The sequence below is a fragment of the Sorangium sp. So ce367 genome (assembly GCF_051520455.1).
GTDB lineage: Bacteria > Myxococcota_A > Polyangia > Polyangiales > Polyangiaceae > Sorangium > Sorangium cellulosum_B.
Genome location: NZ_CP150334.1, coordinates 12,396,629 through 12,411,091 on the forward strand (window position 1 = coordinate 12,396,629; position 14,463 = coordinate 12,411,091).

Annotated in this window: 7 protein-coding genes; 5 read left to right on the plus strand and 2 right to left on the minus strand. The window is 76.9% G+C overall.

From position 1 onward, the window contains the following. Positions 1-98: 98 nt before the first annotated feature. Both WME97_RS46945 and WME97_RS46950 read right to left on the minus strand, forming a co-directional pair. Complete coding sequence (locus WME97_RS46945; protein ID WP_437547604.1) at positions 99-4,127, minus strand: nSTAND1 domain-containing NTPase; 4,029 nt, start codon at positions 4,125-4,127, stop codon at positions 99-101. Positions 4,128-4,155: 28 nt separating this feature from the next. Further along, on the minus strand, positions 4,156-5,949 hold the full coding sequence (locus WME97_RS46950; RefSeq protein ID WP_437547605.1) for a sigma 54-interacting transcriptional regulator: 1,794 nt from the start codon (positions 5,947-5,949) through the stop codon (positions 4,156-4,158). A gap of 349 nt (positions 5,950-6,298) precedes the next feature. On the opposite strand from WME97_RS46950, the gene WME97_RS46955 reads away from it, so the two are divergent. The 5 genes from WME97_RS46955 to WME97_RS46975 all read left to right on the plus strand — a co-directional run bounded on the left by WME97_RS46955 (position 6,299) and on the right by WME97_RS46975 (position 14,442). After that, the gene (locus tag WME97_RS46955) at positions 6,299-7,423 is read left to right on the plus strand and encodes a hypothetical protein (protein WP_437547606.1); all 1,125 of its coding nucleotides are present in this window, start codon (positions 6,299-6,301) and stop codon (positions 7,421-7,423) included. A gap of 70 nt (positions 7,424-7,493) precedes the next feature. Beyond that, the gene (locus WME97_RS46960; RefSeq protein ID WP_437547607.1) at positions 7,494-8,918 is read left to right on the plus strand and encodes an SIR2 family protein; all 1,425 of its coding nucleotides are present in this window, start codon (positions 7,494-7,496) and stop codon (positions 8,916-8,918) included. A 327-nt stretch (positions 8,919-9,245) separates the two neighbouring features. Further along, positions 9,246-9,677, plus strand: coding sequence for a hypothetical protein (locus WME97_RS46965; RefSeq protein ID WP_437547608.1), 432 nt, complete (start codon positions 9,246-9,248; stop codon positions 9,675-9,677). A 116-nt stretch (positions 9,678-9,793) separates the two neighbouring features. After that, the gene (locus WME97_RS46970) at positions 9,794-12,853 is read left to right on the plus strand and encodes a hypothetical protein (RefSeq protein WP_437547609.1); all 3,060 of its coding nucleotides are present in this window, start codon (positions 9,794-9,796) and stop codon (positions 12,851-12,853) included. Beyond that, positions 12,850-14,442 (plus strand): hypothetical protein, encoded by a 1,593-nt coding sequence (locus WME97_RS46975; protein ID WP_437547610.1) that lies wholly within the window; start codon positions 12,850-12,852, stop codon positions 14,440-14,442. The genes WME97_RS46970 and WME97_RS46975 overlap by 4 nt, the downstream gene beginning before the upstream one ends. The last annotated feature ends 21 nt before the right edge of the window (positions 14,443-14,463 follow it).

Consider the following 14,463-nt stretch of genomic DNA (forward strand, 5'->3'; position numbering starts at 1 on the left):
GCCGCCTCGCCGGCGGCGCGCTCGCGGCAGGTCGAGCAAACCTTGCTCTCCGGGCACACGCTCCAGCACGCAAGTACTGCCGAGCAAGCAAGGGTGGCTCAGCGCCCGGGACCGGAGCCCGCCGGAGCCCGAGGCGTCGCGCAGAGCCGCAGGCCGATGAGCGGGTTGCGGAGCGTCGGCTCGGCCACCTCGCGGTTGCTGCTCGCGCTCGACGCCGCGTCCTGATACCAGCTGCCGCCGCGGAGCACAGGCTCGCCGTCGCGCCCGGCAGATACCGTCCACTCCCACACGTTGCCCGCGAGATCCTGGACGCCAAAGGGGCTGTCGGAGGCCGGGTGCGCGCCCACCTCGTCGGGCCCGAAGCCGAGCGGCTCGCGGCCGTAGGTCACGTCGTGGTTGGCGTCGTCGGGCTCCAGCCGGTCTCCGCCGGGATACACCCGGTCGTCGGCGCCGCGGGCGGCGCGCTCCCATTCCAGCTCCGTGCACAGCCGCGCGCCGGGCACGCGGCCGGTGCCGGCCAGCCAGGCCACATAGGCCAGCGCGTCTTCGAAGGAGACCGCGGCGACGGGGAAGAGGCGCCAGTCCTGGACGGCGCGCCGCGCGCGCCCGGGGTAGCGGAGCAGCTCGCCCTCGCGCGCGCGGTACTCCTGCGCCGTGGGCCGCATCGAGAGCTCGAAGCCGCCGCCCTCGGCCTGGCGCAGCTCCAGCGCGTGCCAGTCCTTCTGGGCCGCGGGCGTGCGCCGCGCGCGCTCCTCCGGCGGCAGCGCGCGCAGGTACGCCATCCAGTCGGCCAGCGTGACCTCGCGCCGCGCGATGAGGTAAGCGCCCGTCTCGGCCGCGTGGAGCGGCTGGCAGTTGAGCATGCGCCGCAGCTCTCCCTCCTCCATCCCGAAGAGGAAGCGCCCGGGAGGCACGTAGACGAAGCCCTCGGGGACGGCGCCCTCGTCCGGAAGCGCGACGTCGATGCGCTCGACCTGGGCCCGCTCGAGCAGGAGGGGCAGCGTGACCGGCGCGCGCCCCTGCGCCGTGAAGGAGAGCACGAACGATCCCTGCTCGATCTCGAGATCCTCGAGGGGCGTCGTGCCGAGCGCGCGCGGCGCCGACAGGACGCGGCGGCCGCCCGCCACCTCGAACCGCCGCAGCGTCACCTCGGCGCCGGCCGGCGCGGTGCCCACGGCGAGCCGCGCTGGCGCGCCCCAGCGGCGCCGGCGCTCGCCCCCGTCGTCGTAGGCGGCGAGCCGGCTGATGAGCTCGTCGCGCTGCTCGAAGCGCCGCTCGCGCTCCGAGAGCGCGGCGCGCTCGTACAGGGCGTCGCCGAGGAGCGCGCGCGCGTCGGCCCGGTCCCCGTCGCCGAGGCGGAGCGCGACCTCGAGCTCCTGCGACGCGCGCGCGTAGGCGCGATCGGCCTCCGCGGCGGCGGCGCGCGCGTTCTGCCACGTCGATTCGCCCCCGGCGGTGTCCTCCGCGGCGAACCGGGCGAGCGCGTCCTGTCCGAGGGCGCTCGACCGCCCCGATCCGGCCCGCGCCTCGGCCAGCGCGCGAGACGCCTGGCCCACATGCGCGTCGACCCGCCGGTCGAGCGCCCGCGCGGCGCTCAGACGCGCGGCGACCACGGCGGCGCCGACGAGCAGAGGAACGCCGAGCGCCGCGGCCCAGCGCGCCGCCGAGCGCCGGCGCGCCGCGCGGCGAGAGGCCGACAGGAAGGCCCGCTCCCGCGGCGCGAGCGCCTCGTCCGCGACGCCGCGCAGCTCGCGGAGCTGCCGGTCTCCCCAGAGCGCGTCGGCGGGGCGGCCGAGCCGCTCCCACTCGGCGGCCGCGCGCTCGATCCGGTGGACGACGGCGCGGCGCTCGGCGTCGCCGCTGAGCCAGCCGTGCAGCGTGTCCCAGCCCCGGATCAGCGCCTCGTGCGCGATCTCGTAGGCGCTCTGCGCCCCGGCCTCCGCCTCGCGGGCGACGAGCAGCCGCCCTCGCACGAGCGCGTCGAGCGCCGCCCGCGCGGCCGTCCTCGATCCGGGCCCGCGCGCCGTCGCGGCGAGCTCGGGCCCGAGCAGTTCGGCGTCGGTCCGGTGCGCGCGCGTGCCCTCCGGGCTCACGAGCGCGAGCAGGATCCTCCGCGCGGCCGCGCGCTGCTCGGGGGAGAGCGCGCGGAGGACGCCGTCGGCGTGGCGCGCCAGCGCGCCCGTGACGCCGCCGAGCGCCGCGAGCGCCGCCGCGGGGATCTCGCGGCGCGCCTCGTCGCGGGCGTCCCAGAGCTCGGCGAGGGTGAACTGGAGGAGCGCGAGGCCGCCATCCGCGCGCGCGGCCTCTGCGACCAGCGCCTCCACCACGCCTGCGGCGAAGCGGAACCCCTTCGCCGCGGCAGGGCCGACGATCGCGTCCCGCAGCCGCTCGGGGGAGAGCGGGCGCAGGAGGTAGAGCGCCGGCGACAGCTCGTCGCCGAGGCCCGGCAGCGCGCCGAGGCGACCGAGGAAATCGCTGCGCGCCGTCGCGAGCACGCGCACGCCGCCGCCCCAGCGCACCAGCCCGGCGAGGATCTCGGCTGCGAGGGCCGCCTCGGCGGCGCTCGCGAGCGCGCAGAGCTCCTCGAGCTGGTCGAGGAAGAGCAGCACCGGGGTCCCGCGCCGGCGGAGCTCCCGGCCGAGGGCCGCCGGCTCGGCGCGGAGCCGCTCGGTGAGCTCGCGCTCGCCTTCGCCCGCGAGCGGGCCGAGCGCCGCCGCGAGCGCCTCGACAGGGCGCGGGCCGAGCCGCGCCGAGGCGATCGCCCACGCGCCGCCCTCGCCGAGCGCGCCCTCCGCGACGGCGGGGAGCACGCCGGCGCGGCAGAGCGACGACTTGCCCGCGCCGGAGTCGCCCGTGACCAGGACGAACGGCTGCGCCCGCAGCCGGTCGAGGATCGAGCGGACCTCCGCGTCGCGGCCGAAGAAGAGCCCGCGGTGCTCCGCCTCGAAGGCGAGCAGCCCGCGGTAGGGGTTGCCCTCCGGCGCGGTCGCCTCGGCGCGGCGGGCGACGAGCTGCTCGAGCGCCTCCCGGAGATCGTCGCCGGAGCCGAAGCGCCGCGCGGGATCGCGCTCGAGGCAGCGATCGATGACGGCGGCGAACCGCGGATCGAGATCCGGCGCGAGCCGCGCGATCGGCCGCGGCGCGACCTCCTGCACAAGGCGAGGCAGGTCGGCCAGCGCGGCGCCGTGGTGGGGCGTCCTGCCGGCGCAGAGCTCGTAGAGCAGCACGCCGAGGGCGTAGACGTCCGCGCGCGGGCTCGGGGGCTCGTCGCGCCACACCTCGGGCGCCATGTACAGCGGCGTGCCGACGACATCCTCGCCGTCGCAGCGAGCGACCCCGGCGCGCGGGGCGCCCGGCGCGCGAGGGACCGTCGTCTCCGCGGCCTGGGGGCGCGCGGCCCCGGGCTCATCCGACACGGTCGCGCCGCCGTCGTCGGCGCGGGGGCCCTCCGCCGGCAGCGACGTGGTGGCATCCACCGCCCCGGGGCGCGCGCGTCTCGGTTCGTGCGATCTCGTCGTCTCCAGAAGATCGCCGGTCGTCGCTCCCGTGTCCCCGCCGCTCCCGGCGGCGGCGCCGCTGTCCACGGCCGCGGCGCGCGCCTCGAGGAGCGCCGCCGCTTCGCCCGCCACGGGCAGGAGCTTCGCCAGGCCGAAATCGAGCAGCTTCACCTCACCCTCGTCCGAGATGATCGCGTTCGCCGGCTTGATGTCGCGGTGGAGCACCCCGCTCCGGTGCGCGGCGGCGAGGCCCCGCGCGAGCGCGACGCCGATGGCGAGCGCCTCCTGCCAGCGGACGGGCTTGTCGAGCCGGTCCAGGCTCCGGCCGCGCACGTACTCGGAGACGAGGAACGGCCGCCGCTGCACCTCGCCGACGCGGTGCACGGCCACCACGTTCGGGTGCGAGAGCCGCGCGATCGCCCGGGCCTCGGCGAAGAAGCGCTCGCGGGCCGCGTCGGACGGGGACTCGGTCGCGATGAACTTGATGGCGACGCGCCGCGCCAGCAGCCGATCCTCGGCGAGGTAGACGCGACCCATCGCGCCGCGCCCGAGGGGGCTCACGATCCGGTACTCCTCGAACTCCTCGGGGGGGCTCCATGCCGCACCCTGCGCGGGCCCGTTCGCGCTCACGGCTGCGTCGTCCCTCCCCGCGGCGCGCTCACGATCTCGACTTCATCGCTCGCTGCGAGAGGCCGTACTGCTTGAGCTTGAACACGAAGGTGCGAATCGGCATGCCGATGAGCTCCGCCGCGCGGGTCTGCACGCCGCCCGTGGCCTCGAGCGCCTCCGCCATGCGCCGGCGCTCGATCTGCCGCAGCTCCTCCGCGATGGGCGTGAAGCGTCGGAGCTCGGCCGGAGGCGGCGGCGCCGTCGCCGCCCCGGGCGAGGGCTGCTCCTCGGCGGCTCGCCCCGCGGCGCGCTGCGGGAAATCCCAGACCTCGACCCGGTCGCCCTGCATCGTCGCGGCCGCGAACTCCATGGCGTTCTTCAGCTCCCGGACGTTGCCCGGCCACGCGTGGGCGGTGATCAGGCGGAGCGCCGCGTCGGAGAGCTCGGCCGGCGGCGCGCCGAGCCGATCGCGCGCCGCTGCGAGGAACGCGCGCGCAAGGATGGGGATCTCGCGGGGCCGCTGCCGGAGCGGCGGCAGGTCGACCGTGGCGGCGCCCAGGCGGAAGAGCAGGTCCTGCCGGAAGCGCCCCGCCTTGCACTCGGCCTCGAGGTCGCGGTTGGTCGCGGCGACGACGCGGATGTCGACCTCGCGCTCCCGCACGTCTCCGAGGCGCGTGACGCGCTTCGCCTCGAGCGCCCGCAGGAGCTTCGCCTGGGCGCCGAGGGGCAGCTCGCCGACCTCGTCGAGGAAGACGGTGCCGCCGCTGGCGCGCTCGAGGAGCCCCGGCTTCGCGGCGGCCGCGCCGGAGAAGGCCCCCTTCTCGTGGCCGAACAGCTCGCTCTCGACGAGGGCCTCGGGCAAGGTGGCGCAGTTGAGCGGGACGAACGGCCCGTCGCCCCGCCGCGACCAGTGGTGGACGGCGGCGGCGGCGTTCTCCTTGCCCGCGCCCGTCTCGCCGAGCACGAGGACAGGCAGGTCGCTCTGGGCGAGCCGCCGGATGAGATCGTAGAGCCGGATCATCGCGGGATCCGCGAGCAGCAGCGTCTGCTCCCCGAGCCGGTGCTGCACCGTGGCGGCGGCCGCGGAGGCGACGCCGCCCGGGGCCGCGGCCTCGGCGGCCGCCCGGGCGATGGAGAGCAGCGTGTCGGCGTCGCAGCCGTCCGCAGGGAGGCAGGCGACGCCCGCGCGCAGCGCCGGCGCGACCGGGGCGAGCGCCGCCACGAGGTCGGCCGCGGCGGCGAGCGCGGCGTCGCCGGTGAGCTCCGGAAAGACCGCGGCGAGCTGCGCGGCGCCGCCCAGGCCGACGGTGTCCATGAGGCGCACGGAGGCGATGGCCCGCTGGCCCGCCTCGGGCCGCGCGCCATCGCCGAGCAGGACGGCGACCACGGCGAGCGGAGAGCCATAATCGGCGGCGCGCTCGATCTCCTCCTCGAGCCGCTGGCGCAGCTGTGCGGCGTCCGCCACCCGCCGGCTCACCCGCGCCTCGCAGCGCAGGATCAGCGCGAGCTCGCCGAGCGTGATCACGTCCCCGGAGCGGAGCGCCCGCGCCCCCTCGATCCGCTCGCCGTTCACGCGCACGCCGTTGTGGCTCTCGAGATCGGCGATCCGCACCTCCCCGTCGGCCACCATGAGCCGCGCGTGCCGCCGGGAGATCGCGCTGCTATCGATGCGGAGATCGGCCTCCGCGGCGCGCCCGATGAGCACCGCGCCGCTCGCTGGCAACGAGAAGCGCGACGAGGATCCGCCCTGGATCACGAGCAGGTGTGGGCGCGCTCCGGCCGGCGTCGCGGACGTGGCCGCGAAGGACTTCGTCTCCTCGGTCGGATCGGCGGGCGGACGCATCGATGCGTCAGTATCATTCCACGCGACACGCCGCACAACGGAGGCGCGCTGGGAGGCCGAGCGCGAGGAGATGGAGGCCAGTCTGATCCGGAATGGCTGAAGCACCGGACCCGGGGGAGCGTCACGCTGGCGGGGAAGGGAATCCTTGGGCTCGGCGCAGGACACGGCGTGACGAAAGCGCTGGCAGCGAAATATTACGGGCACGCGCGGCCGCTCTCGTTCGGCGGGCGTGTCGCGGTGGAATCGTTCGGCCAGCGCAGCCTCGGCGACGGGGTCGCGGACCACAAGAAAGAGGCAATTCAGAGGACAACAGGGTATGTGGCCAAGTACACCGATGGCCCGTGCGAGGATGCCCAGCGGATCATCTCCGGCGCGGAAGCCGCCGCAGAGGACGGGCCTCTGCCGCCTGCCCCCGGCGCGCGCCCCGCGCTGGGATCTTCCCGCGCTCGCCGCCGCGGCGGTCGTCGCCCAGCTGAGCTTCGCCCTCCCGGCCGCGGCCGCCGAGCCGCGCGCCGTCGTGGCGATCACGAGCGGCGCATCTGCGCCGGCCGCGCCGCGGCTGCCCGACGCGGCGGCGCCCATCGAGGTGCGCGTCGCCCTGTCGCGCGGCGCGGCGGAGGAGGTCTCCAGCGTCCGCGTGCGGCGCCTGCTCGAGATCGAGCTCCCGGACGGCGCGGCGCTGGCCGCCGAGCCCGTCGGCCCGCTCGGCGACCGCGTCGCGACCGTGTGGGTCGACCGGCCCACCGCGGCGCGCCTCGAGATCCAGGTGCGCCTCGACGGCCGCGCCGTCGTGCGGCGGCAGATCGCCGTCTCCGGCCTCACCTCGGACGTGGCCGCGCGGCTCGTCGCGATCGCCGCCTCCGAGATGATCGTCGCCGAGATGCGCCGCGCGCGCGCCCCCCGGCGGCCGCCGTCGCCGCGGCGCCCCACCCAGGACGAGGTCGAGCTCGCCTCGCGCGATCTCGACACCCTGTCCGTCTCGGCCGGGCCCTACGCGGCGGTCGTCTCGGGCGGGCCGCGGGTGCTCGGCGGGGCCGGCCTCGCGCTCGGCCTGCGGCGCCTGCGGCTCACGGAGTCGCTGTTCGCCCGCCTGCTGGCCGCGCCGTCCGGCGGCGAGCCGCTGCGCTGGATCGAGGCGGGCTTCTCGGGGGACTACCGCTTCTGGCTCGCCGCCTCGTGGCGCCTCTCGATCGGCGCCACCGCCTCCGTCGCATCGCTCAGGCTGCCCGCCGCCGTCTCCGTCGATGGCATCGCGGGCGAACGCGATACGTGGTCCGCCCGCGCTGGCCTCGGGCTCGGCGTGGAGACGCGGCTGGGCGGCCCGGTGTGGCTCGGGCTCACGCTGGACCCGGGGATCGTGCTCCGGCCTGCGCCCTACGAGGACGCCCGCGGGGAGGCGGGCGCCGTCGAGGGGGCCTGGCTGGGGGTCGGCCTCTCGCTCGCTACCGAGCGGCGCTCCGCGCCGCCGCGGTGAAGGTGCGGCGCGGTGAGAGCGCGGCGGGGGCGCCGCCCGCTGGCGCAGATCCGCGGTATCGTGATCGCTGATGGATGAAGAGATCCTCGAGCAGCTGCGTGAGCGCTACACGTCAGGGAATCTGATCGTCTTCGCAGGCGCCGGCGTCTCGGCGGCCGCGGGCATGCCCACCTGGAAGCAGCTCGCCGAGAAGCTGCGCGACCGCGCGCGGCGGCGGAGCGCGGACCCGGCGGTCATCGACGAGATCCAGCAGTACATCTCCTCGAACCAGCTCATCAACGCGCTCTCCGCCGCGAGGCTCGCGCTCGGGCCGCAGGACTTCAACTGGACCGTTGACAAGGAGCTCGACGACACGGGCCGCGACGTGCCGGAGCTGGCGCGGGCGATCGCCGCGCTCAAGCCGAAGCTCAAGGCCGTGCTCACCACGAACATCGATCGCTTCCTGGAGCGCGCGTTCCAGGGCGAGTGGCGCATGGTCGATCGGCCGGCGGGCGACATCGCCATGGACAGGTGCTTCATCCTGAAGCTGCACGGCACGCTGCGGGCGTGGGACACCTGGGTGTTCTCGCGCGACCAGTACGACCGGGCGATCTTCGGCTCGCCCCTGCTTCAGGACGCGTTCGGCGCCCTCTACCGCACGCACTCCATCCTGTTCGTGGGCTTCGGCCTCGCCGACGACAACATCGACCAGACGCTCGCCCGCGTGCGCGCGCTCTCCGGCGGGCAGCCGCCGATGCACTTCGCGCTGCTCCCGAAGGGGGTGCCGCCGTTCCGCCGCCGGCTGCTCGAGGAGTCGGGCGTCCGGCTCATCGTCTACGAGAACCAGGCGGGCGATCACGCGGAGGTCGCCCAGGTCCTCCTCGGCCTGGAGCCCGGCGCGGCGCCTCCGCCGCCGCCGCATGCCGCCGCGCCGCCGCAAGCGGCCGCGCCGCCGCGCGCCGGTGCGCGGGCCCAGCAGCAGTCGTCGCCCACGTTGCCGTCGTCGCTCGTGAAGGCGCTCGCGGCGTCGCAGACGTCGACCCCGAGCGCAGCGGCGGCGCCGCGGCCGGTGCGCGTCTTCTTCTCCTACGCCTCGCGCGACGAGGAGCTCCTCGCGCGCCTCGAGGCGCACATGACCCCGCTCAGGCGGGAGGGGCTGATCGCGCCGTGGCACAGCGGGAAGATCGATCCGGGCGAGGACACGGAGCGCGCGATCGGCGAGCAGCTCGAGGCGGCCGACCTCGTCCTCCTCCTGGTGAGCGCGAGCTACCTCGCGTCCGAGCAGGGCGACGCGCAGGTGACGCGCGCGATGGAGCGGCGCGCCGCGGGGCAGGCCGTTGTCGTGCCGATCCTGCTCCGCCCCTGCGACTGGGAGACGACGCGCTTCGCCGAGCTCCAGGCGGTGCCGCGGGACAAGAAGCCCGTGACCAAGTGGCCCGATGAGGACGAGGCGCTCCTCCAGGTGGTGCGGGAGATCCGCGCGGTCGTGACGAAGCTGCGCCCGTCGCTGAGGTGAATCTGCGCGCCCTCGCCCGAGCGGCGGCCCTGCCGCGCTCGGGCGGCGGCTCTGTGCTGCACGAGCGTGCACGAGCGGCGGCCCGGCCGGCGCCGGGCGTATTCCGTACTCTTCCGCCTCATCGGCTCATGAAGGATCGCCGCTCCGCGTGATCGGCGCCGGGCAGCCCGGCGCGCCCGGAGAGCTCTCTGCATTTTCTCGGGCTCTTCCGGGCCTCTGGCCTTGTCGCGCTGCGCGCCGCAGCGGGCGCGGATGCACATCGGGACGCGCATGCGGCTTGCTATGCCCGCTGGGCGCACAGCGCCAACGAGCGGAGAGGTGGCCATCGTGAGCCCATTGCACAGAGAACGGATGGTGACGGCCCGCGAGAGCAGCCAGCCCGAGGCGCGGTTCGCCGACGAAGAGATCCCGCCCGAGTCGGGCCGCCAGCCGGCCGTCTACACGGCGCGCGGCGGGCCGACCGGAGAGCCCTGGCCGGAGCGCGCGCCCGTGCTCACGCCGGAAGAGGCGCGCGAGCTGTCCGAGCGCTGGAGCGCGATCCAGGCGGGCTTCATCGAAGCGCCGCGCCTGTCGGTCGAGCAGGCCGACGCGCTCGTGAACGAGGTGATCCAGCGGGTCACGCAGAGCTTCCGGGAGGAGCGCGCCACGCTGCAGCGCCTCATCGACGGCGAGCCCGGGCGGGCGGAGGCGTCGACGGAGGAGCTCCGGCTCGCCCTGCGCAGGTACAGATCGCTGCTCGGGCGCCTGCTCGCGTTCTAGCTCCACCCGTCAGGGGTCCGGCCAGGCTGGCCCGCGCGCGGGTACGACCGGGGCGAGCGCTCCGCTTGCGCGGCGCCCTGTAGCGGGGGCTCTTCGCTTCTGGCATGGTCGCCGCCATGCTCGTCCGCAGCGCTCTCTCCTGGGTTCCACGCGGTCCGCGGCGCGACGCACGCCGCCTGACCGGCCCCGCGCTCGGGCGCCGCGCGCCAGCGCTGCTCGGCGCCGCGCTCGCCCTCTCCCTCGGGTGCTCCGGCGCAGCGCCGGCCCCCGTCGCGCGCCAGGCGCCGGTCGTGAAGACGCCGCCCGCGCAGCCGAAGGCGCCGGAAGGGCCGCCGCTCCTGCCGGCCCGCGTGATCGCGGAGCTCGACGACGAGGACGCGACGCCCTACTTCGCTCGGCGCGGCGACGAGGCGCTGCTGCTCCACGCCGCGGGAGGGCGCTTCCGGACGCGCCTCCTCGGCGCGGACGGCGCGCCGCGCGGGGACACCGTGGACGCGGGGCCCGTCGCCGCCGACGTGCCGGTCGCCGCGCTGCGCGCCACGCCGCAGGGCTACATCGCCGCCTGGATCGAGCAGATCGAGGGGAGCCGCGCGGTGCGCGTGCTCGCGCTCGACCCCGCCGGCAAGCCGAGCGCCCCGGCGAGCCTCGTCGCGCAGACGGCCGAGGAGATCTCGTGGCTCGACGTGCTCCCGAACGCGCAGGGCGCGCTCGTGCTGTGGGAGATGCCGCGCGAGGCCCAGGGCGACGCGGCCCGCGCCGGCGTCGCCCACCCCGGCGTCGCCCACCCCGGCGTTGACCGCGTCGACGTGGTCATGACGGTCGTGGCGCAGGGCAAGGGCGCCGCGATCAAGCCGACGGCGCCCGCGTCGGTCGCGCGCGAGGTGCTCGGGTGGAACGCGGTCGCCACCGAGCGGGGCGCGGCGGTCGCCCTCGTGCTCCCGCCGGCCGCGCCGCGCGGCCGAGGCGAGGGCAAGCCCGCGCGCAAGGCGGAGGTGGAGGACGCCGCAGAGGACGGGAAGCTCGGATCCGTCGCGCTGCTGGAGATCGACGCGGCCGGGAAGGTGTCGGCGCCGGTGGTCGTCAGCCCCGAGCCGACGGCGCAGATCGATCTCGAGATCGCCTCCCTCGGTGGGCGTTACCTGCTCACCTGGACCGACGAGCGGGACATCGACGGCGCCGTCTACCTCGCGGCGGTCGAGCCGGGCGGCAAGGTGGTGGTGGCGCCGCGGCAGGCGACGCCGCCGTCCGGCGAGCAGGCGCTCGTGTCGCTGGTCGCGCCCTCCCAGGGCGGAGGCGGACGGGCGCTGCTCGCGTGGGAGGACCTGCTGCGCGCCCGCGGCGGTGAGGTCGGCGGCGCGGGGGCGCGCGGGCCGGGGCGCCTCATCCACCTCGCGTCGGTCGGCCCGGACGGGACGCTCGGCGCGGAGCGGGCGGGGCTCGTCTTCAGCGCGAGCGGCCCGCCCGACATCGCGGCCGACGGCGACGGCTTCGCCGCGGTGACGCTCGCGCCCGCCACGCTCAAGATGGCGCGCGACGGGGCGGCCGCGCCGCCGGTCTGGCCGACGTTCGTGCGGTTCGGCCCGGATCTCTCGGTTCGGGCGGCGGAGCCGGTGCGCGCCGCGCCGTTCGCGGCGACGGACGGCGTGCCGTACCTCGTGCGCGGGCTGACGTGCCACGCGGGCGCGTGCGCGACGCTGGCGAGCGCCGCGCCCGGCCCGCAGCCTGGCGGCGCGGCGGGCGCGCGGGCGCCGCTCGCGCTGGTGTCGCTCCCGGTGCGCGAGAGCGCGTGGCGCGCGCCCGCGTTCCGGGAGGACAAGGACCCGCCGCCGCGCGCGACCGCGGTGCGCGCGCTCGCCGAGGGCGACTCCGTCGCCGAGGTCGCGGCGGTCGAGCTCGACGGCGGCGCGGCGCTCTCGGCGTGGGTCACGTACTTCGTCGAGGGCGCGTCGGACGCCGCGCCCCGCGGGCAGGAGGTCTCCGCGACGCTCGCGGCGCGCGCCGTGTCCCCGGGCGGCCTCGGCAAGCTGAGCGTCCTCTCGCAGAAGGCGTCGTCGCTCGGCGGCGTCGCGATCGCGGCGGCGCCGCCGCTCCCGGCCGACGCGAAGGGCAAGGGCGCGGCGCAGGGCGAGAGCGTGATCGCGTGGGTCGCGCGCGAGCGGGGCGAGACGCAGGTGTACCTGACCAAGGTCGACGCGACGGGCGCGAAGATCGCGCAGAAGAAGCTCACCACGGCGCCGCGGAAGAAGCAGGGCGGCGCCGCGAGCGAGGCGTCCGACGTGGCGATCGCCTACGACGGCGCGGGGGGCTTCATCGTGTCGTGGATCGACACGCGCGACGGCAACGCCGAGGTGTACGCGGCGCGGGTGGACCGCGCGCTGAACCGGACGGCGCCGGACCGGCGCATCACGAACGCGCCGCTCGACGCGGCCGAGGTGCAGATCGCGGTGCGCGGCCAGGAGGTGTGGCTCGTGTGGTCGGACGCGCGCACGGCCGGCGGCGCGGCTGCGGGCGGCGCGGCCGCGGGCGGCGGCGCGGCTGGCCAGGCCGGCGCGGCTGCGGGAGCCGGAGCGGCCGGCCAGGGCGGCGCGGTTGCGAGCGGCGGCGCGGCCGCGGGCGGCGCGGCTGGCCAGGGCGACGAGCCCGGCGGCGACATCTTCCTCGCGCGGCTCGATGCGAAGACGCTGCAGCGGATCGGCGATGAATCGCGCCTCCATGCATCCTCGGAGCACTCGCGCAGCCCGGTGCTCGCGCCGCTCGAAGGCGGGCTCTTCGTCGGCTGGATCGACGAGCCGGCCGACGAGTCCGGCGGGGGCGCGGGGGCCGGCGGGCGCGCGCGGCTCGTGCGGGTCGACGGCAACGGAGCGGTGCAGGGCCCGCCCGTCGTGGTGAGCGGCCCGGACGGCGCGGCGGTGTCGTCGCTCGCGCTCGCGTGCGACAAGATCTGCCGCGGCGTGCTCGCGTCGGCCCCGGGGGACTCGGTGGAGCTGAACGCCTTCACGCTGGCGCCCGGCGACGTGTCGGCGCCCTCCCTGAAGTCGCTGGCGTGGCTGACGGGCGGCGCGTCGCAGGACGTGTCGCCGGCGTTCGCGGGGCGGTCCGGCGCCTCGCTGTTCTTTGCGGACGACGCGGTGAGCGGCTCGGGGCGCGTCCGGTGGATGACGATCACATGGCCGTGAGCGGCGCAGATCGCGCTCGCCGGCGGCGCGCCGCGCCGCTGCGCGCGGGCGGGCTCCTCCTCGGGGCGCTGGCCTCCGCGCTCGGCTGCCCCGGGCCGCCGGAGGTGCCGGTCCCGCCGCCGCGCAAGCCGGCCGGCGCGGCGGTGTTGCCGGCCTGCAAGGACAGCGGCTGCTCTCAGGCCGGGGCGCTGCTCGCCGCCGCGCGGGCGTTCAGCGACGTGCGGCACGACTACCTCCTCGACACGTCGAGCGCGATGGTGCCGGGCCGCGGGCTGTCGAGGAGCGCGGCGGGTGCGTTCTCGCCGGTCGGCCTTGCTTGCGCCCGTCCGAAGGCGGAGCCGGCGGCGCCCGCGGCGACGGGCGCGCCCGGGGCGGCGGCAGCGCCCGCGGCGCAGACGGTGGCCGCGATCACGGCGGCGCCCGCGGCGGCGCCGGGCGCACCCGCGCCGGCGCCGGGCGAGCGCGCGATCGACTTCCGCTACGTGGGCATCGCCGTCGACTCGGTCCTCGTCGGCGCCGACGTCGATCTGCCGGCGTACTTCAGCGCCGGAGGGACGCTCGACCGGCGCCGGCTGCGGCTGGTCGCGATGGCGCTGGTCGCGGACGAGGATCCGCAGTTCTTCGAGCCGACCGAGAGCGTGGTGCCGGCGGCGACCGGCGGCTGCGCCTGCGGTCGCGCGACGCACTTCATCGGGGCCGTGAAGCGCGGCGCGATGGTCGCCTACGAGACGGACGTGATGGCCGGCGAGGCGCACGGCACGGCGCTCGGCCTGTTCAAAGCCCGGATCGAGGCGGGGGATCGCCGGGTGACGATGACCTCGGTCGGGGAGCTGGCCATCGAGGGCGTCGAGGGCGCGCCGGTCGCGGGCGCGAAGGGAGGCGGGCAGGCGTTCGGCGCGCTGCGGATGGAGGTCAAGAAGGCGGTGCCGCTGGCGTACGCGATCTACCCGGTGGCGGACGTGTGCCGCTTCTCGCTCGCCGAGCCGGAGATCGCGCCGCTGCCCGTCGACCTCGGCGTGGTGCCGTACGGCGCCACGGGGACGGCGCAGGCGCTCATCACGAACCGGGCGCAGGTCGACGTCCGGGTGACCCACGGCGAGCGCACGGTCGAGGTGCCCGCGCACGGGAGCGCGGAGCTCGCGTTCTCGTGGACGCCGGAGGGCGCGACGGCCGGGTGCGAGCGGCAGACGCGCCGGGACACGTTCGTCGTGCAGCCGAAGGACGCGTCCGCCCCGGTGGTGCCCCGCGAGCGGGCCGTCGTGGTGCCGCTCCAGGTCACGACGGGGATGCCGACCTTCTCGAAGCACGAGCCGATCGCGACCGAGACGGGGCGGTCGCCGGACTACGGCCGGGCGAGCGCGGACTGGACGTGCCCGGCCGGCTACGTGGTCGAGCAGTGCGAGCCGCAGCTGGCGAGCTGCCTGTCCTCGACGGGGAGCTGCAACGCCGAGGGCTACCGGCTGACGGCCGAGGCGACCGCGGACGGGCGGGGGTGCGCGTTCCGGTGCACGGGGCCGAGCTCCACGATATGGGGCGACCACGGGTGCTCTTACACGGCGGCCATGGTGTGCCGGCTGGGGTGCAACTAGCGCTTCGGCCGCGTGTCGCGG